Source organism: Streptomyces sp. NPDC093546 (genome assembly GCF_044765045.1).
In the GTDB taxonomy this organism is placed as follows: domain Bacteria; phylum Actinomycetota; class Actinomycetes; order Streptomycetales; family Streptomycetaceae; genus Streptomyces.
In genome coordinates, this window is the sequence record NZ_JBIWJG010000006.1 from 217,683 (window position 1) to 240,537 (window position 22,855).

At 73.7% G+C, this 22,855-nt stretch carries 16 protein-coding genes; 3 read left to right on the forward strand and 13 right to left on the reverse strand.

The features are described from left to right. Positions 1-66 precede the first annotated feature (66 nt). From ACIRNI_RS15990 to ACIRNI_RS16005, 4 genes are read right to left on the reverse strand one after another with little or no spacing between them, the layout of a single operon-like run. Positions 67-1,641: a fatty acid--CoA ligase gene (locus ACIRNI_RS15990; protein WP_403552009.1), complete on the reverse strand. Its 1,575-nt coding sequence runs from the start codon at positions 1,639-1,641 to the stop codon at positions 67-69. A gap of 49 nt (positions 1,642-1,690) precedes the next feature. Next, positions 1,691-3,529 (reverse strand): beta-ketoacyl synthase N-terminal-like domain-containing protein, encoded by a 1,839-nt coding sequence (locus ACIRNI_RS15995; RefSeq protein WP_403552011.1) that lies wholly within the window; start codon positions 3,527-3,529, stop codon positions 1,691-1,693. Between the two features lie 31 nt (positions 3,530-3,560). Further along, on the reverse strand, positions 3,561-10,001 hold the full coding sequence (locus tag ACIRNI_RS16000; RefSeq protein WP_403552013.1) for an SDR family NAD(P)-dependent oxidoreductase: 6,441 nt from the start codon (positions 9,999-10,001) through the stop codon (positions 3,561-3,563). Further along, entirely contained in the window at positions 9,998-10,405 is a 408-nt protein-coding gene (locus ACIRNI_RS16005; RefSeq protein WP_403552015.1) for an acyl carrier protein, read from the reverse strand. The genes ACIRNI_RS16000 and ACIRNI_RS16005 overlap by 4 nt, the downstream gene beginning before the upstream one ends. A 117-nt stretch (positions 10,406-10,522) precedes the next feature. On the opposite strand from ACIRNI_RS16005, the gene paaI reads away from it, so the two are divergent. Continuing rightward, on the forward strand, positions 10,523-11,032 hold the full coding sequence (gene paaI, locus ACIRNI_RS16010; protein WP_403552016.1) for a hydroxyphenylacetyl-CoA thioesterase PaaI: 510 nt from the start codon (positions 10,523-10,525) through the stop codon (positions 11,030-11,032). A 5-nt stretch (positions 11,033-11,037) separates the two neighbouring features. On the opposite strand, the gene ACIRNI_RS16015 is transcribed toward paaI, so the two are convergent. From ACIRNI_RS16015 to ACIRNI_RS16040, 6 genes are all read right to left on the reverse strand, one after another. After that, complete coding sequence (locus tag ACIRNI_RS16015) at positions 11,038-11,724, reverse strand: TIGR03086 family metal-binding protein (protein WP_403552017.1); 687 nt, start codon at positions 11,722-11,724, stop codon at positions 11,038-11,040. A 2-nt stretch (positions 11,725-11,726) separates the two neighbouring features. Further along, positions 11,727-13,124, reverse strand: coding sequence for a KamA family radical SAM protein (locus ACIRNI_RS16020; protein WP_403552018.1), 1,398 nt, complete (start codon positions 13,122-13,124; stop codon positions 11,727-11,729). Between the two features lie 108 nt (positions 13,125-13,232). After that, on the reverse strand, positions 13,233-14,957 hold the full coding sequence (locus ACIRNI_RS16025; protein WP_403552019.1) for a class I adenylate-forming enzyme family protein: 1,725 nt from the start codon (positions 14,955-14,957) through the stop codon (positions 13,233-13,235). Positions 14,958-15,009: 52 nt separating this feature from the next. After that, a complete protein-coding gene (locus ACIRNI_RS16030) occupies positions 15,010-16,332 on the reverse strand; it encodes a flavin monoamine oxidase family protein (RefSeq protein ID WP_403552020.1) in 1,323 nt (440 codons plus the stop codon). Further along, entirely contained in the window at positions 16,329-16,550 is a 222-nt protein-coding gene (locus ACIRNI_RS16035) for an acyl carrier protein (protein WP_355357522.1), read from the reverse strand. The genes ACIRNI_RS16030 and ACIRNI_RS16035 overlap by 4 nt, the downstream gene beginning before the upstream one ends. After that, positions 16,550-18,169: an amino acid adenylation domain-containing protein gene (locus tag ACIRNI_RS16040; protein ID WP_403552021.1), complete on the reverse strand. Its 1,620-nt coding sequence runs from the start codon at positions 18,167-18,169 to the stop codon at positions 16,550-16,552. Before ACIRNI_RS16040 ends, ACIRNI_RS16035 begins: the two co-directional genes overlap by 1 nt. Positions 18,170-18,437: 268 nt before the next feature. Here ACIRNI_RS16040 and ACIRNI_RS16045 point away from each other — a divergent pair, with 268 nt between their 5' ends. Beyond that, positions 18,438-18,860, forward strand: a complete 423-nt coding sequence (locus ACIRNI_RS16045) for an acyl-CoA thioesterase (RefSeq protein WP_355357528.1) — start codon at positions 18,438-18,440, stop codon at positions 18,858-18,860. Positions 18,861-19,009: 149 nt separating this feature from the next. Here ACIRNI_RS16045 and ACIRNI_RS16050 read toward each other — a convergent pair whose 3' ends face one another. From ACIRNI_RS16050 to tgmA, 3 genes are all read right to left on the reverse strand, one after another. Beyond that, the gene (locus tag ACIRNI_RS16050; protein ID WP_403552022.1) at positions 19,010-20,809 is read right to left on the reverse strand and encodes an FAD-dependent oxidoreductase; all 1,800 of its coding nucleotides are present in this window, start codon (positions 20,807-20,809) and stop codon (positions 19,010-19,012) included. Between the two features lie 147 nt (positions 20,810-20,956). Then, positions 20,957-21,898 (reverse strand): ATP-grasp ribosomal peptide maturase, encoded by a 942-nt coding sequence (tgmB, locus tag ACIRNI_RS16055; RefSeq protein WP_403552023.1) that lies wholly within the window; start codon positions 21,896-21,898, stop codon positions 20,957-20,959. A gap of 18 nt (positions 21,899-21,916) precedes the next feature. Continuing rightward, positions 21,917-22,111 (reverse strand): putative ATP-grasp-modified RiPP, encoded by a 195-nt coding sequence (gene tgmA, locus ACIRNI_RS16060; protein ID WP_403552024.1) that lies wholly within the window; start codon positions 22,109-22,111, stop codon positions 21,917-21,919. Positions 22,112-22,363: 252 nt separating this feature from the next. Here tgmA and ACIRNI_RS16065 point away from each other — a divergent pair, with 252 nt between their 5' ends. Beyond that, positions 22,364-22,831 carry a YchJ family protein gene (locus ACIRNI_RS16065; RefSeq protein ID WP_403552025.1) on the forward strand — a complete coding sequence of 156 codons (468 nt, stop codon included), beginning with the start codon at positions 22,364-22,366 and terminating at the stop codon, positions 22,829-22,831. Positions 22,832-22,855: the final 24 nt, after the last annotated feature.

Consider the following 22,855-nt stretch of genomic DNA (forward strand, 5'->3'; position numbering starts at 1 on the left):
GGTTTGCCCCACGGGTCGGCGCATGAGCGGGCGGGCCGAGCGCCGGAGCGTCCGGGCGGGAGCCGGTCAGTTCACCTGCCGGTCGTGACCGGCCCAGAAGCGCTCGCGGAGCTCCCGGCGGAGGATCTTGCCGCTGGGGTTGCGCGGCACACGGTCGATGAACTCGTATCCGCTCGGGGACTTGTAATCGGCGATCAGCCCCTGGAGGTGGAGTTTCAGCTCCCGGGGCTTCGCCGCCCTTCCCGGGCGCAGCACGACGAAGGCGCGGACGGCCTCGCCCCAGCGCTCGTCCGGGACGCCGATGACGGCCGCCTCGGCCACCGCCGGGTGCGTGCAGAGCGCGTTCTCCACCTCCGCCGGGTAGACGTTCTCCCCGGCGACGATGACGGTGTCCTTGATGCGGTCGCAGACGTAGACGTACCCGTCGTCGTCGACGTAACCGGCGTCACCGGTGTGCAACCAGCCGCCGGCGAGGGTCTCGTCGGTCGCCTCCTTCATGCCCCAGTACCCGACCATCACGGCGGGCGTCCTCAGGCATATCTCGCCGATCTCGCCGGGTCCCAGCGCGGCCCCGCCCTCGCCGGCGATCATCACCTCGACGCCCGGGTACGGGCGCCCGGCCGAACGCAGCCGGGTGCTGCCGGGCACATGGTCGGCGGGCGGCAGGCACAGGGCGGTGTTGCCGCTCTCGGTGAGCCCGTACAACTGGCCGACCTCGCAGCGGAAGACTTCGACGCACTGGAGCATCAGCGTCTCGGAGATCGGCGAGCCGCCGTAGGTGACCTTGCGCAGCGAGGCGAAGTCGGCGGGTCCGACGCCCGCTTCGGACAGCATCATCTGGAGCATGGCGGGGACGGCGCACGTGGTGGTGACGCCGTGTTCGCGGATCAGGCGTACGGCGTCGTGCGCGGCGAACATCCGCATGGCCACGCTCGTCACGCCGGCGTTGAAGGCCTGCATGGCCCACCAGATGCCGGCGACGTGGAAGCCGGGGATGCTGATCAGGCTGACGTCGTCGGGCCGCCAGTCGATCCAGTCGAGACCGTGCTCGGCGAGCAGGTCGCGGATGGCGAAGAAACTGCGGTGGGCGAGGACGACGCCCTTCGGCAGCCCGGTGGTGCCGCTGGTGTAGATCTGCGCGATCGGGTCGTCCGGGGTGGCGGTGTGGGCGTCCAGGTCGTCCTCCGGCCGCCCGGCCTTCCACGCGCGGAAGCCGGCGCCGCGCTCCTCGGGCCCGTCGAGGGCCACCAGGGTGGGTCGGGCGGGCAGGTCGCCGCTGATCCGGTCGGCCGCGTCCGCGTACTCGCGCTCCACGAAGAGCAGCCCGGCGCCCGAGTCGCGCAGGATGTGCTCGACCTCGGGGGCGGTGAGCCGCCAGTTGATCGGGACGAGCACGGCGCCCGTCTTGGCGCAGGCGAAGAAGACCTCGTAGTAGTCCTCGGACTCCTTGCCGAGGTACGCGACGCGCGAGCCCGGGCCGGCGCCGGCGTCGAGCAGCGCGCGGGCCGACCGGTTGCTCTCGCGGTGCAGCCGTTCGTACGTGACCTCCCGCCCCTCGCAGATCAGGGCGACGCGCTCCGGATGGCGGGCGGCGTGGAACGCCACCGTGTCGGCGGCGGTCCTGAGGTGCGGATAGTGCATGCGCGTGTCCAATCCTTGGGGGACCTTGGGTCTTGGGCGGCCTTGGGGGTCAGTCCCAGGCGTGGTGGTCGGGCCAGTGGCGACGGCCGGTCAGGTACGGGCCGGGCAGCCGGAGCAGGGGCGGGCGCGGCGCGTCCGGCGGCCACAGCGCGGCGAGGTCGGGCGCCTCACCGGCGAGGTACCGTGCGGCGGCGGCGAGCAGGCCGGCGCCGCGGGCCGGTGCGGCGGCTTCGCCGTCGGCCGCCTGGGCCAGGGCGGCGAGCAGTCTCGCGCGGTCGTGGACCACGGAGGCGTACCGGACCGCGCGGTGGTCGCGCCCCTCGGCGAGGGTGCGGCAGACGGCGGCCGGGGTCCACTCCCCGGTGTCCCGCAGGCGCCGGTGGAGGCGGGCGGCCGTGCCGGCGAGCGCCGCCGGGTTGTGCGCGGACACCAGGAGCAGCCAGGGGCCGGGGCCCTCCGCCGGACCGTCGCCCCGGCCGTGGTCAGGGTGGGCGGCGGGCCGCTCCGGGACGCTCTCCAGGATCACGTGCGCGTTCGTCCCGGAGAACCCGAAGCCGCTCACGCCCGCCCGCCGCCGGCCCACCGAGGGCCAGGGCAGCGGCTTGGCGGCGAGCCTCAGGGCGGTGCGCCCCCACGGGATCGCCGGGTCGGCCTCGTCCTCGCCCGGCTGCGGTTGGATCTCCGCGTGGGCGAGCGCGAGCACCGTCTTCATCAGGCCCGGTGCGCCCGACGCGGTCTCCAGGTAGCCGATGTTGGCCTTGCACGAACCGATGTGCAGCGGCGGCGCGTCGGGGGAGTCGCGCCGGTACGCCTCGGCCAGCGACTCCGCCTCGATCTGGCCGCCCAACCGGGAGCCGTTGGCCTGGGCCTCCACGTACTGGACGTCGGCCGGATCCACGTCCGCGTCGCGCAGCGCCCGTTCGACGACCGCCTTCTGGCCGCGCGCGGAGGCCACCGACAGGCCGGGCCGGTCCCCCTGCGCGTGGACGGCGCTGCCGCGGACCAGCGCGTACGGCAGGTCGCCCGCGGCGACCGCGTCCGCGTACCGCTCCAGCACCACCACCCCGCAGCCCTCGCCGCGCACGTGCCCGTCGGCCCGCGCGGTGAAGGGGCGGCTGCGGCCCGTCGGGGAGAGCATCCCGGCCCGGTCGAGGATGCCGGTACTGAACGGCGACAGCAGCAGGTTGCAGGTCCCGACGAGCGCGACGTCGCACTCGCGCGCCCGCAGCGCCCGCACCGCCAGATGCAGCGCGGTCAGCATCGAGGAGGACGCGGTGTCGACGGTGATCGCGGGCCCGTTCAGCCCGAGGGACAGGGCGATCCGGCCGGAGAACGCGCTCGGCGAACTGCCGGTGCTCATGTGCGCCGACAGGCCCGTCTCCGGCACCCCGCCGCGCAGCCAGGCGTACGGGTACTCGACGGGACCGCCGACCGCGAAGACGCCCACGTCGCGCCCGCGCAGCCGCTCCCGGGACAGGTTGGCGTCGGCGAGGGCCTGCGCCGCGACCTCCAGCAGGAGCCGCTGCTGCGGGTCCATGTGCCGGGCCTCCTGCTCGGGGATGCCGAAGTACTCGGCGTCGAACAGGTCCACGTCCGCCAGGTACGCGCCCTGGCGCAACCGGCCGGCCAGCGGCGCCAGGTCCGGGGCGGCGACGTTCCAGCGGGGCCGCCCGAGGCTGTCGACGGGTACGCCGGCGTCCTCGGTGGCGAGGACCCGCCCCTCGCGGAGCGCGGTCCACAGCATCCCCGGGTCGTCGAGCCCGCCGGGCAGCCGGCAGCCCATGCCGACCACGGCGATGGGCTGGGTCTGCTCGTGGTGTTGGCGTGCCAGCATCACCATGAGCTGCTTCTTCGACAGCGCTTCCAGCTGGTCGACGTAGCTCGTCATCCTGTGCCCCTGTCCGGTCGTCCGCCCCCGTTCATCCGAGCAGCTCGCGCAGTGCCGCGAGTTCCTCGTCGGCCTCGTCGTCGCTGAGCTCGCCGACGCCGTCGCCGGTGACCCGCACGGCCGGTCCGGTGGCCGCTCCCTGGTCCGGGACGAGCTGCTCGTCGATGAACGCGGCCAGGGACCGGACCTCGGGGTGGTCGAAGAGCGTGGAGGCCGGCAGCGGGATGCCGAGCGCCGCCTCCAGGGCGTTCTTGAGCTCCACCGAGCCGAGGGAGTCGAGCCCGAGGTCCACGAACCGGGCGTCGAGGTCGACGTCCTCGGGGGTGTCGTACCGCAGCACGTCGGCGATCCGGGCGCGCAGCAGCTCGCGCAGCGCGGCTTCCCGGTCGGCCTTCGGCAGGGCGAGGAGCGCGTCCAGATCGAGTGCGGTCGGCGCGGGCTGCGTACCGTCACCCGAACGCACCTCCTTGAAGAGGGCGTGGGCGAGGGGCTGGGCGGCGGTGTAGGCGTCCCAGTCGAACGCGCCGACGACGGTCTGGGCGTACGGCCGGGCGAGCGCGGCGAACAGCGCGCGCAGCGCGGCGCCGGGCTTGACGAACTTCAGGCCCTTGGCCTCGATGCCGTCGATCTGCCGCTCCGTGAGGGAGGCGGCCATGCCGATCTCGGCCCACGGACCCCAGTTGACGCTGAGGCCGGGCAGCCCGGCCGCCGCCCGCCACTGCATGAGGACGTCCATGTAGGCGTTCGCGGCGGCGTAGTTGGCCTGTCCGGCGGCCCCGAGGACGGAGGCGATCGACGAGTAGCCGACGAAGAAGCGGACGCCGGGGAGGTCCGCGAGGGCCCGGTGCAGCAGGTACGTGCCGTGGACCTTCGCCCGCAGCACGGCGTCCACGCTCTCCCACGTCTGGGCCGCGATCGGCGCGTCGGCGAGGACGCCCGCCGCGTGCAGCACGCCGCCCAGCGGGGCGTCGCCCGCGGCGAGCGCGCCCACGATCCGCTCGACGTCGGCGGCGTCGGCGATGTCGCCCTGGTGGACGGTCACCTGCACGTCCTCGCCGAGCCACGCGGCGAGCTCGGCGGTCTCCGCCGGGTCGACGGCCCGGCGGCTGACGAGCGCGATGTGCCGGGCGCCCTCCTGGACCAGCTTGCGGGCGGAGGCCCGGCCCAGCGCGCCGAGGCCGCCGGTGATCAGGTACGTCTCGCCCGCGTCGAGCCGGACCGGCCGCGCGGGCCGGTCGAGCGGATCGCGGAACTCGATCACGATCTTGCCGATGTTGGCGCCCCGGCTGAGGACGCCGAAGGCCTCCTCGACCTCGTCGAGCGCGTAGCCGACGGTCGGCAGGGCGGTGAGCCGGCCGGCCTCCACGTGCTCGGCGACCTCGCGCAGGATGCCGTGGTTGAGGCGGTCGAGCGCGTCGGCGGGCAGTTCGCCGAGGTCGAAGTTGTGGTACGCCACGTCGGGCCGCTCGGCCCGCATCTCCTCGGGCGTCCAGACGCCGATCTTGCCGAGCTCGACGAAGCGGCCGCCCGGGGCGAGGCAGCGCAGCCCGGCCGGGATGTAGTCCTTGTTGAGGCTGTTGAGGACGATGTCGACGCCCCGGCCGCCGGTGGCGGCGAGCACCTCGTCAGCGAAGTCCAGGGTGCGGGAGTTCATCACGTGTTCGACGCCCTGGGCGCGCAGCAGCGGCCACTTGCGGGGGCTGGCCGTGGCGTACACCTCGGCCCCGGCGAGCCGCGCGAGCTGAACGGCCGCCTGCCCGACGCCGCCCGCGGCGGCGTGGATCAGGACCCGGTCGCCGGGCTTCATCCCGGCGAGGCCGTGCAGGGCGTGGTGGGCGGTGACGTACGCGGCGGGCAGGCCCGCCGCCTCGGTGAAGCCCAGGCCGGCGGGCTTGCGCACGACGACCGTGGAGGGGACGGTGACCCGGCGGCGCATGCAGCCGATCCGGCTGAGCACCACCTCGTCGCCGGGCGCGAAGGCGGCGTCGGGCCCGGCCGCGACGACGGTGCCGGAGGCCTCGAAGCCGAGCGGCAGCGGCTCGTACGGAACGCCCTGGTCGAGGGCGTGTTGGCGGAGCATGCCGAGCGCGTTCAGGACGTCCTTGAAGTTGAGCCCGGCGGCGTGGACCTGGACGGTGACCTCGTCGCCGGTGGGCGCGCGGTCCTCGACGGGTACCGGCCGCACGGCGGAGAACCGGCCGTACTCGGTGACCGTCAGCTCGGCGTTCGCGTCGTCGGCCGGGCCCGCGGGCGGGGAGAGCCGCTTCACGTGGCGGATGCCGCAGCGGTAGGCGATCTGGTGCTCGCCGCCCGCCGTGTCACCGGCGAGCCACTCGTCGACCAGGGGCTGGAGCCCGGTCCCGTCGAGGTCGATCAGGACGGTCCGCAGCGCCGGGTACTCGTTCAGCAGTACGGCGCCGAAGCCCCACAGCGAGGCGGCTCCGAGGGCGTCCGGGCGCACGGCGCTGGCCACGTCGCCGGGCAGCCACTGCGCCCGCTCGGTGACCAGCTGGACCCGCAGGTCCCGGCCGGTGCCGTGCTCCTCGACGGCGGCCACCAGGGCGAGCAGGTCCCGGTAGTTGCGTTCGGTCTCGGCGCGCAGCCGGCCCTCGCCGTCGAGCCCCGGCTCCGCCGTCCAGAACCAGCACAGGTCCGTGACGGCGGGATCGCCGGCGAGCAGCCGGGCCGCCGCCGCGGCGTCCGGCGCGTGCAGGGCCTCGGCCCCGGTCCCCGCGAGCAGCTCCGACAGCTCGGCGGGCAGGGCCGCGCCGGCCCGGACGACGAGCACCCGGCGGCCCTCGCCGCCGGTCCGGGCGGTGGGCAGCGAGCGCTTGACCCAGCGGGGCCGCAGGAGCATCCGCTCGGCCGGGTCGGCGGGCGCGTCCGCGACCCGCTTGAGCCGTACGCCCTGCACGACGAAGACCGGACGGGCGCCCTCCAGGGCGACGATGTCGGCGGCGAGCTCCCCGGCCTGCGTGTCCAGGCCGACGTGGATGAGGATCCGGAGGTCGCCCTTGGGGCGCTTGAGCAGCTCCACGCGGTCGAACCCGACGGGCAGATAGGTGCCGTCCAGGTCGACGGCGGCGCCGAGCGTCTGCATCGCGCAGTCCAGCAGCGAGGCACGCAGGTGCTCGACGGCCGGGGTGTCGAGGCCGCGCAGCTCACCGGTGGCGAGGCCGCCGGCGTACCGCTCGACGCCGAGGACGCGGCGGAACTCGGGGCCGTACGGCAGGCCGAGCTCGGCGTAGCGCTCGTACAGGTCCTCGCCGCGGTGCCGGGCCTCGGGGGCGCCGGGGTCGGCGGTCGCCTCGCGCAGCCGGTCGACGACCTCGGCGAGGGCGGCGGGGCCGGCGGGTGCGGCGCCGAGGGTCGCGGTGGCGTGGACGCGTTCGATGGCGCCGTCGCGGCCCTCGACCCGGCTGGCGATCTCGACGGCGGCGGGCCCCTCGGGGCCGGCCTCGGCGCGCAGCCGGACGCGGACCTCGACCGGTTCGCCGTCGCGCAGGAACAGCGGTTCGTGGATGCGCAGGTCCTCCACCAGCCGGGCGGTCTCCCCGTGCACCGCGTCCTGGAGGGCGAGGACCATCTCGACGTAACCCGCGCCGGGGAAGACGGGCCGGCCCATCACGACGTGGTCGGCGAGGTAGGCCGGGGCGTCGGGGGCGAGCAGCGTGCCGAACTCCCGGACCCCCGCCGCGCGCCGCGCCTCGTCGGTGATCTCCCGGCCCAGCAGCGGATGGTGCGCCGGTCCGCCGGTGCGGCCGGTGAGGGGCGCGCGGGCGACCCGGGCCGAGGGCAGCGGGTAGCGCTTCTTCGCGAAGACGTAGCCCGGCAGCGGGACGTGCCGCCCGCCGCGGCCGGCGTGGTAACCGGTCCAGGAGACGGGGAGCCCGGCCTCGTACACCCGGGCCAGCGCGGTGCGGACCGTGGTGGCGTCGGCGTCGGACCGGGACATGCTGGAGACCCACACGTGGGCGCTCGGGTCGCCGGTCTGCCGGCCCATGTCGGTGAGGGCGGCGGACGGGCCGACCTCGACGAAGACCTGCGGTCCGCGGGCCTGGACGCGCCGCATGCCGGCGGCGAAGTCGACCGGCTCGGCGATGTGCCGGACCCAGTAGTCGGGCGTGCCCACCTCGGCGAGGGTCGCGACCTCGCCGGTCAGGTTCGACACGAAACTGATGCGCGGCTCGTGGAACGCGATGTCCGCGACGGCCTCCCGGAAGGCGTCGGACACCTCCGTCATCAGCGGCGAGTGGAAGGCGTGCGACACGGGCAGCTCCCGCGTCCGCACCCCCCGCTCCCGGAGCGTGGCGACGAGCTCGGCGAGCGAGTCGCACCCGCCGGAGACCACGCACTGGAGCGGGGAGTTCAGCGCGCCGAAGCTCACGTCGGCATACGCCTCCAGGAGCGGGGCGACCTCCTCGGCCGGGGCGAAGACGGCGGCCATGCCACCGGGCGCGGTGACCGACTGCATGAGCCGGGCGCGTACGGATACCAGGCGGACCGCGTCCTCCAGGGAGAACAGGCCGGCGACGGCCGCCGCGGCGATCTCGCCCACGCTGTGCCCGAGCAGCACGCCGGGCCGGACGCCCCAGGACATCCACAGCCGCGCGGTCGCGTATTCCAGGGAGAACAGCGCGGGCTGCGTGTAAAGGGTGCGGCCCAGGTCCTGCTCGCTGCCGGGCGCCTCGCCGAACATGATCTCCTTGACGGAGCGGCCGAGATGCTCGGCGAACAGCCGGTCGCACGCGTCGAGGCGGCGGCGGAACTCGGGATGGCGCTCGTACAGGTCGCGGCCCATCCCGACGTACTGGGCACCCTGCCCGGAGAAGAGGAACGCGGCGTCGGCGTACGGGGGTTCGGCCGCCTCCGGGACAGCCCCGTCGAGGTGGCGGTCGAGCAGCCGTTCCAGGTCCGCGCGGCCCGAGACCGGTCCGGCGAGGCGGGCCGGCAGGTGGGTGCGACCGGTGTTGGAGGTGAAGCACAGGTCGGCGACGGCGATGTCCGGATGCGCGTCCAGGAAGCGGCGGTACGCCTCGGCCTGGGCCCGCAGCCCGGCACGGTCCTTGGCGGAGAGGGTGAAGACCGCGGTGCCGTCGTCGGGCGCGGCCGGCCGCTCCGGCACCGGCGGCGCCTGCTCCAGGACGACGGAGGCGATGGTTCCGGCGAAACCGAAGGAGTTGACCAGGGCGCGCCGGGCCCCTGCGGGCATCCACTCGCACAGCTCGGTGGGGACGGCCACGCGATAGCGGTCCCAGGGGATGTGACGGGACGGCGTCTCCAGATTGATGTGCGGGTAGATCACGCCTTCCTGGAGCTGGCGGATCACCTTGGCGACGCCACCGATACCGGCCGCGGCCTCCATATGGCCGATGTTGGTCTTGACCGAGCCGACGAGGAGGCGGTCCTCGCCCGTGCCGGAGCCGGCGAAGACGCTGTTGATGGAGCCCATCTCGATGGGGTCGCCCAGCGAGGTGCCGGTGCCGTGCGCCTCGACGTACTGGATGTCGCCGGGCTCCAGGTTGGCGGCCGCGAGCGCGTCGCGCATCAGGGCGATCTGGGCGGTGCCGTTCGGCACGGTCAGGCCGCCGCTCTCACCGTCCTGGCGCACGGAGGAGCCCCGGATCAGCGCGAGCACGGTGTCGCCGTCGCGGCGTGCGTCGGAGAGCCGCTTGAGCACGAGCATGCCGGCGCCCTCGCTGCGGCTGTAGCCGTCGGCGGAGTCGTCGAAGGTCTTGCAGCGGCCGTCGGGCGACAGCATGCCGGCGCGCGAGTAGACGACGTGGTTGCGCGGGTGGTGGTTGACGTTCACCCCGCCGGCCAGGGCGATGTCGCACTCGCGGCGGCGCAGGCCCTGGGCGGCCAGGTGCAGGGCGACGAGCGAGGCGGAGCAGGCCGTGTCGACGCTCAGGCAGGGGCCGCGCCAGCCGAGGAAGTACGACAGGCGCCCGGCGGCGGCGCTGTGCGCCGTACCGGCGGCGACGTGGGCGTCGAGGTCCGCGGTGTCCAGCGCCTCGACGTCGAGGGCGAAGTCCATCTGCCCGACGCCCAGATAGACGCCGCCGTTTCCGCCCCGGAGCGCGGCCGGGTCGATGTGCGCGGATTCCAGCGCGCGCCAGGCGGATTCCAGCGCCCAGCGGTGCTGGGGGTCGATGAATTCGGCTTCCTTCGGGGATATGTTGAAGAATTTCGGGTCGAATTCGTCCATCCCGGAGACGAATCCGCCGCCGGCCGAGAGGGGGCGCCGACCGGCTTCCCTCTCCACGGCCTGGAGCGCTTCCATGTCCCAGCGGTCCGGCGGTACGGGACCGGTGCCGCGGCGGCCTTCCCGGAGGAACGCGGAGAAGTCCTCGGGCGTCTCGTTGCCCCCGGGGAAGCGGATGCCCATGCCGACGACGGCGATCGGCTCGTACTTCTCCAGAAGCAGTTCGCGGACCAGGGCGTCCGTGCGGGACGAGGCTGTGTCGGTCACCGGTAGAGCTCCTTGAGTACGTCGTCGACCAGGTCCTTCGCGGCATCCGTGGCCGGGGCCTCCCGCGCCGGGTCGTCCGCGGTGCGGCCGGCGGGCGCGGCGAACAGCTCCGGGATCACCTCGGTGGTCAGGAAGTCGACGAGGTGCCCGACTGTCGGGTGGTTGAACAGGAACGCCGAGTCGAGCGGGCGTCCGAGCTCCCGCTCGAGCCGCTGCCGGGTGTCGGTCGCGCCGAGCGAGGTCAGCCCGAGTTCGAAGTAGCTGACATGAGGGGGCAGCACATCCGTCTCGTCCATCATCAGTTCGCGCTTGAACTCCGCGACGACGAACGATTCGAGCCGGGCCCGGCGCTCGGACAGGGGAGTATCGGACAATTCCTGAAGCCAGGGTGTGGACGACGTCATGCTGCTCCTTGGTGCGGGAGTGCGGGATTTCCGTTGCCTGTTGACCGCCGGTCTTTCCGGGCGGAAGGATCAGGGCACCGAATGCCCGGAAGACAAAAGAGAATGGGGGGCCTGTCCATGGCGCAGAGGGAGACGGAGACGGAGACGGTCGAGGACCGCGATCCGGAGTTCGCGGCCCGGCAGCGCGCCGAGGAGCTGTACGCGAAGGACCGCACCTGCGAGCTCCTCGGCATCGCGCTGAAGGACGCCGGTCCCGGCCGGGCCACCGTGTGGATGCGGGTCGCGGAGACCATGGTGAACGGCCACGGCACTGCACACGGCGGCTTCCTCTTCCTGCTGGCCGACGCGGCCTTCGCGTTCGCCTGCAACACGCACGGTCCGGCGACCGTGGCGCAGGGCGCGCAGGTCACCTTCCTGCGTCCGGCGGAGGTCGGCGACGAACTGGTCGCTGAGGCGGTGGAGCGGGCCCGGTTCGGCCGGGGCGGGGTGTACGACGTGACGGTGCGCCGCTCGGACGGTGCGGTGATCGCCGAGTTCCGCGGGCAGAGCCACACGCTCGGCGGCCGCCCGGTGCGGCCGGCCGCCGAGACGACCGCCGAACCGGCCGCCGAGACGCGCGCGGGGTGAGTCCGTCACCTCGGTGACCAGCGGGGATCGCGGCCGAGGAAGGCGAGCAGCCGCTCCTCGGCACCGGCCGGACCGGTCAGGTCCACCGGCGGCCGGAACGCCGCGCCGGGGCGCTCGCGCGACGGCCCGACCGGTACCTCCCGCACGGCGACCTCGGTGGCGGCGGCCACGAGTTCGTCGTCGTAGCCCGCCGGGATGCCGAGGGCCGCGGCGACGTCCCAGCCGTGGACCACGTAGTCCACGAAGTGGAAGCCGATCGCACGCGCCGCCGGGAACCGGTACGTGGGGTGGATCTCGGGCAGCACGAACTCCCGCTCCAGCACACCGTCGACGGCGAACGCGCCGAGGACGCGCTCGACGGAGGCGGCGTAGGCGCGGCCGGGGTCCGCGGCCGATTCCAGGGGCTCCTCCCGCCACACCCCGGCGTCGGCCGGGCCGCCGTCGGCGGCCGCCGCGAAGCCGAGGTGCTGGGCGGTCATGTGGGCGAGGAGGCGGCGCAGCGTCCAGCTCCCACAGGGGGTCGGTGCGTCCCACTGGTCCTCGCGCACCCGCGCGACGATCTCCGCGCTGCGCAGCACGGCCCGGCGGTCGAGCTCCCTGAGGACGGGGCCAAAGGCGCTTCCCGCCGTGTTCCGGGAGGTGTTCCCCGAGGTGCTCTCCGCGGCGCTCTGCGTGGTGTTCCTGGCGGGCATGGTCATTCCTTCGTGTGTCCGTTCTCCCGCCACCAGCGCCGGCCGGGCTCGTCGAGCGTGGAGACGGGGTCGTAGAAGAGGTAGCGGCGCGTGAGCGCGTCCGGATCGTCGAGCTCGATGCCGGTGCGGTAGTTCTTCGTCCACTCGGAGATGCCCAGCTCCCGGTCGTACGCGGCGACCTGGTGCACCCAGCGCTTGCCGACGTACGGGACGTCGCACACGATCCGCGGGGTCGCGTAGCCGGGCAGGTAACCCATGACGGCGTGCTGGAGCTCCTGTGCCTCCCACAGGGCGACGCGCCAGTGCTCCGCGTGCGGGATCATGTCGCACATGTAGAAGTAGTACGGCAGGATGTTCGCCTCGCCCTGGAGGACCATGCACAGGTCGAGGAGCGCCTTCGGCGTGGTGTTGACGCCCCGCATGAGGACGCCCTGGTTGCGGACGTCCCGCACCCCGGCCTCCAGCGCCGCGCGGGCCGCCTCGGCGACCAGCGGCGTCACCGACTGGACGTGGTTGACGTGGGTGTGCACGGCGAGGTTGACCGACCGGCGCGCGGCGGTGCGCGCGACCCGCTCCAGCCCTTCGAGCACCGCCGGCTGCAGCCAGTGCTGCGGCAGTCCGGCGAGCGCCTTGGTGGCGAGGCGGATGTCGCGGACGCTCTCCAGGTCCAGCAGCCGCATCAGGAACGACTCCAGGCGCGGCCACGGCACATTGGCGACGTCCCCGCCCGAGACCACCACGTCACGGACCCCGGGGGTCCGCTTGAGGTAGTCGATCATCAGGTCCTGGCGGTCGGTCGGCTTGAGCGTCAGCCGCGCCTTCTCCACCTGGGGGGTGGAGCCGCCGACCAGGTCCATACGCGTGCAGTGTCCGCAGTACTGGGGGCAGGTGGACACCAGCTCGGCGAGGACCTTGGTGGGGTAGCGGTGGGTGAGCCCCTCCACCACCCACATCTCCGCCTCGTGCAGGGAGTCCCGCTCCGCGTAGGGGTGACTGGGCCACTCCGGGTCGCGGTCGGAGGCGACGGGCAGCATGTACCGGCGGACCGGGTCGGCCAGGAAGGCCTCGGTGAAGGCCGCCGGCCCGGTGGGCGCCGCCGGGGCCATGGTGTTGAGCATCTGCGGGGTCAGCAGCATCGACATGGTGGCGAAGCGCTTGCGGTCGGCCTCCAGGTCCGCGAAGAAGCGGTCCTGGAGCAGCGGCCCGGCCACGGCCTTGAGCTGCCTGGGGGTCTTCACGCAGTGGGCGCGCTGCCACTGGGCGTCGCGCCACTGGGCGGCCGTGACGTCGCGCCAGCCGGGCAGGCGGCGCCAGTCCGGTTCCACCGGGGTCATGCGCTCGTACGCGTAGGGCTGCGGGGAGGGCAGGGCGGGCGGTCCCGTCGAGTTCGCGGCTTCCATCGGATTCCTAGCTGATCGGCGAGGGGGTCGGGTACGGCGCCGCCGGTCCGCGGCACCGTGCCCGGTGCGGCGGGGCCGCGGCACCGGCCCCCGGGCTGACGGCGGCGGTCAGGTCCGGTCGGCGCCGGTGAGGAGGGTGGCCCAGCGGGTGCGCAGCTCCCGTTTGAGGACCTTGCCCGTGACGCCGGTCGGGAAGTCCGCGGCGTCGCGCGCGACGATCACGGCGGCCAGCGGGGCCAGTCCGGCGGCGGTCAGCTCCTTGTTGGCCTGCTCGCGCAGTGCGTCGGTGGACGGCTCGGCGACGCCCGGCTGGATCCGGACGACGGCGATCGGCCGCTGCCCGTCCCCCTCGGCGGCCGGTACGCCGACCACGCCGCAGTCCTGGACGACGTCGCCGCAGTCGGCGAGGAGCACCTCCTCGATCGGCAGGCTGTAGACCGGGCCGTCGGCGGTGTCGATGACGTCCACGGTGCGGTCGAGGTGGTAGAAGTTCCCCTCCTCGTCCCTGCGCGCCACGTCACCGGTGAGCCAGTAGCCGTCGAGTTCGAAGCTGCGCGTCAGCTCCGGGTCGTTCCAGTAACCGGGCGTGCGCGACGGCGTCTTGACGGCGAGCAGGCCGACCGTGCCGACCGGGACCTCCCGGCCGTCGGTCCCGAGGACGGCCGCGGCGGTCACGACCTCCGTGGGCTTGCCGACGCAGCGGTCGTCGCGCTCCGACTCGGGGGTGGTGACCTGGCCGAAGAGGGCCATGCCCATCTCCGAGGAGCCGAGCCCGTCGATGAACTGCGAACCGGGCAGGGGCGCGTCGGCGTCCTGGCCGCGCGGGAGCAGCCAGGGCTTGATGAGCCCGGCGGGGCGTTCGCCGAGCCGGACCAGGCGGCGGATGTGGCCGTAGTGGGCGCCGTCGCCGGTGTTGAACCAGCTGTGCACCTTCGCGGCGCCCTTCGTCGGCGGCTCACCGGTGGCGAGCTCCACGAACGTGCGCGGGAAGGAGGCGACCATCGTCGGCTGGAAGGCCTCCATCACCGGCTCGACGACCGCGCGCCGCCAGTCCGCCATGACGACGGTGGGCAGACCGAGGAGCGTCGCGGTGAGGAAGTAGCTGAGGCCTCCGGCGTGGGTGTGCGGCATCAGCGACATGAGCCGGTCGTCGGGCGAGGCGGGGAACCGCTCCATCCGGGGTTCCTTGCCCGCCCAGAACTGCCGGTGCGCGAGCATCGTCGACTTCGGGGTGCCGGTGGTCCCGGAGGAGTGGATGAGCGCGACGACCTCGTCGGCGGCGTGTGCGTACGGGTACGCCGCCGGCAGCGCGCCGCTCGCGTCGCCTTCCGGGTCGTACGCCTTGATCTCGGCGGCCGGGACGACGAACCGGGGGCGGCGGCGGTTGCCGTCGGCGCGGTACGCGGCGACCAGCCGGGTCGGGTCGTCGGCGACCAGGCCGGCCGCTCCGACGTGGTCGATGTAGCGGATCGCGGTCCGCTCCGGCATGGCGTTGTTGATGAGCGCCGGGATCGCGCCGAGGGCGGTGAGCGCGAGGAAGTGCAGCAACGGCTGGAGCCCCTCGCCGACGAAGACGGCGACCGGATCGCCCGGCCGCACCCCGTTGGCGTGGTACCAGCGGGCGTAGCGGTCGCGCAGGGCGGCGAGGTCCCGCAGGCTGTGGCCGCGCAGCACGACCTCCCCGCGGTGGTCGAGGGTGTGCGTGAAGGCGTACGGGACGTCGCTGTTGGGGTTGGACTCCAGGGCCTTCTGGAGGAAGTTGCCCGCGCCGAGGGTGGGGTCGGTCATGAACTGGCGCCGGACGGCGAGTGGAGCGATGGGGCTGGTCGTCACAGTGCTCTCCTGAGGACGTCGAAAGGTGGTGGCACGTGGGGCCCGGCCCCGCTCAGAGGCGGGCGGCGGTCTCCTCGGCGGCCCGGCGGCCGGACCGGATGGCGCCTTCCATGAGGCCGAAGAACTCGGTGCTGGTCTCGGTGCCGGCCCAGTGGACGCGGCCGTGCGGACGGGTCAGCCCGGGACCGAGCGCGAGCCAGTCGCCGGGGCCGAACAGGGCCGCGTAACACCCCTTGCTGTACGGGTCGTTCACCCAGTCCGTGACGTGGAAGCCGATCGGTTCGGGCAGGTCCGGGAAGAGCCGGGCGGCCTGGCCGACGGCGGCGGCGCGCTGCTCGGCCGGGCTCAGGGCGGCGAAGCGGCGGGCCTCCTCGCCGGTGACGAAACCGGTGAGGACGCCCGCGCCGCCCTCCTCGGGCGAGTCGTCGACGGTGGAGAGCAGCGGGCCGTCGGAACTCACCGACCAGCCAGAAAGGCCCTGTTCGCGCCAGAGCGGGGACGGGTGGACCAGGTGCACCTTGACCGCGCAGCCGGGCGCGGTCCGCGCACCGGAGCGGGGGGCGGGCAGGCCCGGCGTGTAGGCGATCCGGTCGGCGAGGACCGGCGGCAGCGCGACGATCACGGCGTCCGCGCGGGTGGCGCCGCCGGCGGAGCGCACGGTGGCCCCGTCGTCGTCCTGCTCCACGGCGGTGACCGGCTCGGACAGCCGCACCCGGTCGCCGAGCCCGGCGGCCAGCGCCTCGCACAGGCGGTGCGCGCCGCCGTCGATCCGCCACTCCTGGGCACCGCCGGCGAAGGCGTTGAGGTAGCGCAGGCCGCCGCCGGAGCGGAGGTAGAAGGCCATGTGGAGGACGGAGACGTCGGCGGGTGCGGCGGCCATCATCTCGCCGAGGAACAGCGGGAAGAAGAGCCGGCTGTCGGGGTGCCGCAGGTGGGTGTCCGCCCATTCGGCGGCCGTCATGGCGTCGAGGCGCGCGGCGTCCGGGGTGAGCCAGGGCGCGTCGGCGCGTACCGACCGGGTGACCTCGTCGAGCAGGTCGAACATGTCGCCGAGCGCGACGCCGCTGAGCGGGGGGAAGCGGCCCGGGACGCTGTCGGGCGACCCGGCGCCGAGGGCGAAGCGGCTGGCGCCGTCCATGGTGGTGGGGGCGGTCTTGAGGCCGGACTCGGCCATCAGGGCGAGCAGGTGCGTGTGCCGCTCGCCCAGATAAGCGGCGCCGGCGTCGGCCCAGTTGCCGGGGGCGACCTCGATGCCGTGCATCCGTCCGCCGACCCGGTCCCGGGCCTCCAGGACCTGGACGTCGACGCCGCGCCGGGCGAGTGCGTCGGCGGCGGTCAGCCCGGCGAGGCCGGCGCCCACGACGACGACGCTCATCGGGCCACGCTCGCGACACGCCGGGCGAGGGCGGCCGGGGTCGGCGCCTCCAGGATGTCGTCGAAGGTGAGTTCGACACCGTGGGTGCGGGCGACGGCGCTCAGAACGCGGGTGCCGAGGAGCGAGTCCCCGCCGAGGTCGAAGAAGTCGGAGTCCGCGGAGACGCTCTCGGTCTCCAGCACACGACGGAAGATGTCGACGATGTCGTCGGGGTTCATCAAGCGTCCTGTTCTGTCTGGCCGGTGGCGGGCGCGGCCGAGGCGGGCGCGGCGGTGGCGGGCACGGAGGAGGCGGGCGACGCGGACGGCGGTGCGCCGGCGGCGGCCGTGTGGCGCCGGTGGGTTCCGAGCCGGTCGATCTTGCCGCCCGCGGTGTGGACGAGCCCGGGGACGACGGTGATCCGGTGCGGGACCAGATGGCCGGGCACGGTGTCGCGCAGGTGGCGCAGCACCTCGCGGGCGAGGCCGTCCGTGTCGGCGCCGGCGTGCTGGGGCACCACGTACGCGGTCACGGTGGTCCGGTCCGCGGTGCGGGCGCCGACGACGGCGGCGGCCCCGACCCGCGGGTGGGCGGTGAGATGGGCCTCGATCTCCCCGGGGTCGACGCGGATGCCCCGCACCTTGATCTCGGCGTCGAGGCGGCCCTCGTGGACGAGGTGGCCGTGCGGGTTGCGCGAGACCCGGTCGCCGGTGCGGAACCAGCGGACGGCCCCTTGGCCGGCGGGTCCCTCGCGTGTCGTGAAGCGTTCGGCGGTGATGTCCGGCAGGCCCCGGTAGCCGAGCGCCAACGCGGGCCCGGACACCAGCAGTTCGCCGTCCTCGCCGACGGCGTCGACGACGTGCGGCAGCGGCAGGCCGATCGGGACGCGGTCGTGTTCGCCCCACCACGCGCCGGGGCCGGGGGCCCGGGGGCCGTGCAGGTCGACGGCGTGCGTGATCAGGGTGGTCTCGGTGCAGCCGTAGGTGTTGACCAGCCGGATACGGCCGGTGCCGAGGGCCCGCCACTCGGCGAGCCGGGCGGGGCTGACGGCCTCGCCGCCGATCACCACGGTGGTGACGTGGCCGGGCAGCGACTCGCCGCTCTCGGCGAGGTGCCGGACGAGCTCGTGCCAGAAGGCGGTCGGCAGGTCGAGCAGGGTGACGCGGGCGGCGGCGACGGCGCGGAGCATACGGGGCAGCGAGCCGGTGTACGCGTCGTCCGCGAAGACGAGGGTCGCGCCGACGGTGAGCGCGGGGAGGATCTCCTCGAAGCAGGTGTCCCAGTTGAGCGAGGCGAACTGCAGGACACGGTCCGAGGGGGTGAGGCCGAAGAGTTCGCGCAGCGAGGCGACGGAGGCGGTGATGGCGCGCCGGGGGGTGAGGACCGGCTTGGGTGTGCCGGTGGACCCGGAGGTGAAGAGCGTGTACGCGGGCAGGTCGGGCGCCGCGCTGCGCGTCCCGGGTGAGTCCGGTGCCGGATTCCGGGGCTCCGTCTCCGCGTCGGGGAGATGGAGGGCGTCCGCTCCCTCGGGGACCGGGGTCCCGGGGCGGGTGACGATCACTCGGGTGCAACCGGCGGCCATCAGAAGGGCCTTCTGCCGCGCGGCGGGGAAGGCCGGGTCGACGGGGCAGTACGTGCCGCCGGCGGCCAGGACGCCCAGGAGGGCGACGACGGTGGCCGGGGAGCGGTCGGTGAGGACTCCCACCGGCCCCGGCTCGGGGCCCAGCCGCTCGGCCGTCGCCCGGACCCGGCGTAAGAGCTCCGCGTAGGTCGTCTCGCGGTCACCGTGGGCGAGTGCGATGTGGTGCGGGAACCGGTGGCCGGCTGCCATCAGATCGGCGACGACATCCGCCGTCACCGTTTTATCTCATTCAATGAGACGGCGGGGCGGGCTAAGCGGCGGGGTAAGTGGTCGGGTAAGAGCTGCGAGCGAATGAATTCGAAAGCGATCACCCAGCAAGGCATGGCCAGACGTTAACACTCTGGCAGATCGACGGGTCAAGGGAGGCTGCGATGTGATCCAGATCACGCGGAATTCGTCATTCCTGGTCGGGGTTGCCCGTGCCTACTCGATGGGGTAGGAATTTCGTGGATCTACGGGGATCCATAAAGGAGGCCGACTGAACATGACGCAGCCGTTTCAGTTACGGATCGTTGTACGGGGCTACGAGCTCGACACGCAAGGCCACCTCAACCAGGCGGTTTACCTGCAGTATTGCGAGCATCTGCGGTGGGAGAGTCTGCGGGCGGCGGGTATTTCCCAGGACCGCCTGCTGGAGACGCGGATCGGCCCGGCCGTCCTGGAGAACACCATGCGGTTCCGTCATGAGCTGCGCGGCGGAGATGAAGTCGACGTGACGTGCCGGTGGGTTTGGGGTGACGGCAGGACATTCCGGGTGGAGCAAGAGATCCGGCGTGCCGACGGTGTACTCGCCTGTGAATTGACCAGCGTCGCCGGCCTCATCGACCTGGATCAGCGAAAGCTCATCGCGAATCCCGCCGCCCATTTCGCCAAATTGGCCGAGCACCCGGAAATCATGGGTCTCTGAAGCGGTACGGGCCTCTGCCGCACCCGCCGAGCGTATCGGGCCGGTCGCGCCCGGCGCAGCGTTATGCGGGGATCGGTTCCGGCCGGGTCCTTGAGCGGGGCCGGGGGTGGGCCCGGCGGCACGGCGCGGGCCCGCCCCCGAACGCCGGATCACCCCAGGTCGAGTGCGTTGCGCAGGCCCAGGCGGTAGCGGGTGCGGTCGTGGCGCTTGAGGAGCTCGATCTCCGGGGCCCGGAACAGCGGCTTGACCGTGCAGCGGGGCGCCGTCGAACCCGCCCGGTCCAGCAGGGCGTTGACCGCCTGGCGGGCCGAGGCGTTGGCGCCCTCCATCGTCGCCAGGTCGATGTCGACGGAGACGTAGTCGCCCGCCAGGTAGAAGTTCGGGATCGCCGTGGCGGCCGACGGCCGGTGGTGGAAGGTGCCGACCGGGTGGATGAGGAGCTCGTCCTCGTTGGTCGGATGCGGGGTGCCGAGACCGTCCACGCCCGGGTCCAGGTACCAGGAGTGCAGCGCGCCGTCCTTGAGCGCCGTCCGGCCCGTGTCGTTGAGCGCCGCCTTCAGCTGCGCCCACACCTCGCGGGCCACCTGCTCGCGCGTGCACTGCTTGGCCGTCTTCCCGTACAGGATCCCCGGCTTGTCCCACTCGGAGATGTCGACGGACAGGCAGTCCACGGCCACGCCGTCGCCGTAGTCGGCGGGGAAGTCGCGGTGCGGCCAGTGCTCCGCCTGGGCGATGGCGGTGAGCGACCAGGGCGAGTCGATGCAGTTGAGGTGGCCGTGGACGAGCGGCGGGCGCTCGGTCAGATAGAACTGGATGCCCGTCATCCAGTCCGTCTGGAGCCTGTCGCACCGCGCCAGCTGCGGGTCCGCCGCGCGCAGGGCCGCGCCCCAGGTGCGGCGGGCGTGCTCGACCGGCAGCGCGCAGACGTAGTGGTCGGCGGTGACGTTTCCGCGCGCCCCGCCCGGGTCCTCGACCACCGCGCCGCCGACCCGCCCGTCCGCGTACAGCACCTCGCGCAGTGTCCAGCCGACCTTGAACTCGACGCCCAGGGAGCGCAGATGGGCCTCCCAGGGGTCGATCCAGGCCTCGTTGGTGGGGGCGTTGAGGATCCGGTCCGGGGGGCCGTCCGCGCCACGGCCGAGCGCGTTGAAGACGAACGCCTCGCCGAGCGTGCCGACGGTGCGGGTGCTGGCCTCCTCGGCCTTCGTCGCCACGATGTTGCGGGTGACGCCGATGGCGAGGATCCGCTGGTACGTCTCCGACATCCGCGCGGCCCGGGTGAAGTCCCACCACGGCGTGTGCTCCCACACCTCGTCGCGCCGCTCGTCGCAGCTGGTGAGGAAGACGAGCGCGCGGTTCACGAAGTACGCGGTCTCGTGCGCCGGGAGCCCGGCGGCCGTCTCGACGAGGGCGGTCAGCGCGCGGCGGATCTCGTCCAGCGTGAGCGCGGCCGGCTTGTGCCCGGGCCAGGGGATGGACATCCGCAGGTCCTCGCGGCCGGTGCGGGCGAACATCATCTCGGGCGGCGCGACGAGGTTGTCGAAGACGCCGCGCGCGTTGCCCGGGTACGGGATGCGCCGCATCGTGTCCGGCAGGTTGTGGTAGATGCCCGGGATGAACCGGAACCCGTGCTCGGCGGGGAGCGGTCTGCGCCCGCCCTTCGCGCTGCCCGGTACGTCGAAGCTGCGCGCCTTGCCGCCGAGCGCGCGCCGTTCGTAGACGGTCACCCGGAAGCCGCGCTCCGCGAGTTCGTGCGCGGCGGTGAGCCCGGCGACGCCGCCGCCGAACACGGCGACGGACCGGCCGGAGAGGCCACCGGCCGCGTCCCCCGCCGACACCTCTGCCGCCGCCGCGGGACCCGCCGACGGGAGGCCCGCCCCCACGGCCCCGGCCACCACGGCGGCACCCGCCACGAAGCCCCGTCGTGTCGTCGTACGCGTACGATCCATGCCCCACCCACCCCTTACCTGCGGTAACGGTCACGTTGGTCGCAGGAGCATAGGGCCGCCCCGCGCGGCCCGGAACCGATCAGGAGTGCCCCGTGCGCACTTTGGCCGGTTTCCGCCACACGGGGCCGCCGGTCGGCGACCCGTCGGTCATGTGCGCTCCGACGGGTGACGCGGCGCCAGCCAGGAGGCGACCGCCTCGGCGATCGGCTGGCCCGTCTCCGCCTCCACGAAGCCGAACTGCCCGCCCTGGTTGCACTCCAGGAACCACCACAGCCCCTCCGGGTCCTCGGCGAAGTCGAAGGCGGCGTACGCCAGTCCGGCCAGGTCCGTGTAGTCGCGCACGCCCCGCACGATCCGGTCCGGCACCTCGGCCGGCTTCCAGGGCTCCCCGGTGTCGCCGTAGCGCCCGTCGACCTGGCCGGGCGCGGACGCCTTCCGGGCGGCGAAGATCCGTCCGCCCACGTAGGTGAGCCGGAGGTCGGCCCGCTTGGGCACGTACTGCTGGAGCAGGGTGGGGCCGGCCGCGACACCGGCGAAGTCCGTACCGGGGCCGAGCAGCGTGGTGGGCAGCTCGACCGGCGGACCGCCGCGCGGCGGCCCCGACAGGGACTTGACCACAACCGGCCCGTGCCGCGCCGCGAACTCCTCCGCCACCCGGGGAAAGGTCGTGATCACGGTGGGCGGCACGGCGAAACCGCTGTGGTGCGCGAGCCGGAGCTGCCACGGCTTGTGCCGGGCCTGCGCCGCCTGCCGGGGGTGGTTCATCCAGCGCGCCGTGGTGGAGTACAGCATTCCGTACAGTGCCTGCGCGGTCTCGGCGCCGAGCCAGTCCGAGTGCTCGGGCGCGTGCGCGGCCGGTTCGCCGGGCCTGCGCATCCATATGGAGCGCAGGGCCCGGGAGCTGACCATGCGGCCCTGCGCCGACAGATAGCCGTGGAAGTCGCCGCGTACGTACTCGGCCGACAGGTCCACCTCACCCGGGAGGTCGGCGGGGTCCAGGCGTACCAGGGGAACGCCCCGCGCCTGCAGCTTGTCCACCACCATGTCGGCGGTGACGTCCTGAGGGCTGGTCAGGATCAGTACGGTCATCAGCGCGCCGCCGGCCGCTCAGTCGTCGAAGTGCGTCTGGGAACCGGCCTTGGACGTGGTGGTGCCGGCGGCCAGCAGGATCGCGGGCTCGGCGATGGCGGGGCGGCCGTCCGGCAGTACGTTGAGCTGGCGTGCCGCGTCGTAGGTGTACAGCTCCGTGGCGTCGTCAGCGCTCTCCTGCGGACGGGCGTAGGCGTAAGCGAAAGGGTGCATGGTTCTCCCTCGTCTCGTCATCTCGTGCATCTTCTTGATCATCGTCTTGCTCATCGCCGTGCCGACTCTCGATCCTTATGACAGTACGCAGCCAACCTGTAGGGTTCTCGTCACTCTGTGCCACGGCGGCGCGTGTGCGGTCCCCGTACGTTTTCCCCGTCGGCTCATGAACTCTCCCCGCGCGTCGGCCGGTTCCCGGCGGCGCGCGACCCGGCGGCCCCGGCTCCGGCGCGTCGGGGCAGAATGGGGCGTATGGCCCGACGCACCCCCCGACGTACCATCCCACCGCGCCCCGCACCGGCGGCACCGGCCCCTGCGGCCGCCTCCGCCGTACGGGCCGAGACGCCCTGCCCCTGCGGGCGCGGCGATGCGTACGGGGCCTGCTGCGGGCGGTTCCACGCGGGGGAGGCCCACGCCCCGACCGCCGAGTCGCTGATGCGCTCGCGCTACAGCGCCTTCGTCGTACGCGACGAGCCGTACCTGCTGCGCACCTGGGCCGCGCGCACCCGGCCCCCGCGCGTGGAGTTCGACCCGGAGATGCGCTGGACGGGGCTGGAGGTCACCGGGACCACGGACGGCACCCTGTTCCACACGACCGGCACCGTCACCTTCGTCGCCCGCTACACCCACGGGGGCGAGCCCGGCGCGCTCCACGAGCGCAGCCGGTTCGAGAAGGAGGACGGGGCCTGGGTCTACGTGGACGGCACGTTCATCGACTGATCAGCTGCTGAGGCGCTGAGCCGC

Bases quoted from the DNA above. Each gene is read 5' to 3' on its own strand.
- ACIRNI_RS15990 (WP_403552009.1), bottom strand. From the start codon at position 1,641: ATGCACTATCCGCACCTCAGGACCGCCGCCGACACGGTGGCGTTCCAC.
- ACIRNI_RS15995 (WP_403552011.1), bottom strand. From the start codon at position 3,529: ATGACGAGCTACGTCGACCAGCTGGAAGCGCTGTCGAAGAAGCAGCTC.
- ACIRNI_RS16005 (WP_403552015.1), bottom strand. From the start codon at position 10,405: ATGACGTCGTCCACACCCTGGCTTCAGGAATTGTCCGATACTCCCCTG.
- paaI (WP_403552016.1), top strand. From the start codon at position 10,523: ATGGCGCAGAGGGAGACGGAGACGGAGACGGTCGAGGACCGCGATCCG.
- ACIRNI_RS16015 (WP_403552017.1), bottom strand. From the start codon at position 11,724: ATGCCCGCCAGGAACACCACGCAGAGCGCCGCGGAGAGCACCTCGGGG.
- ACIRNI_RS16020 (WP_403552018.1), bottom strand. From the start codon at position 13,124: ATGGAAGCCGCGAACTCGACGGGACCGCCCGCCCTGCCCTCCCCGCAG.
- ACIRNI_RS16030 (WP_403552020.1), bottom strand. From the start codon at position 16,332: ATGAGCGTCGTCGTCGTGGGCGCCGGCCTCGCCGGGCTGACCGCCGCC.
- ACIRNI_RS16035 (WP_355357522.1), bottom strand. From the start codon at position 16,550: ATGAACCCCGACGACATCGTCGACATCTTCCGTCGTGTGCTGGAGACC.
- ACIRNI_RS16045 (WP_355357528.1), top strand. From the start codon at position 18,438: ATGACGCAGCCGTTTCAGTTACGGATCGTTGTACGGGGCTACGAGCTC.
- ACIRNI_RS16050 (WP_403552022.1), bottom strand. From the start codon at position 20,809: ATGGATCGTACGCGTACGACGACACGACGGGGCTTCGTGGCGGGTGCC.
- tgmB (WP_403552023.1), bottom strand. From the start codon at position 21,898: ATGACCGTACTGATCCTGACCAGCCCTCAGGACGTCACCGCCGACATG.
- tgmA (WP_403552024.1), bottom strand. From the start codon at position 22,111: ATGCACCCTTTCGCTTACGCCTACGCCCGTCCGCAGGAGAGCGCTGAC.
- ACIRNI_RS16065 (WP_403552025.1), top strand. From the start codon at position 22,364: ATGGCCCGACGCACCCCCCGACGTACCATCCCACCGCGCCCCGCACCG.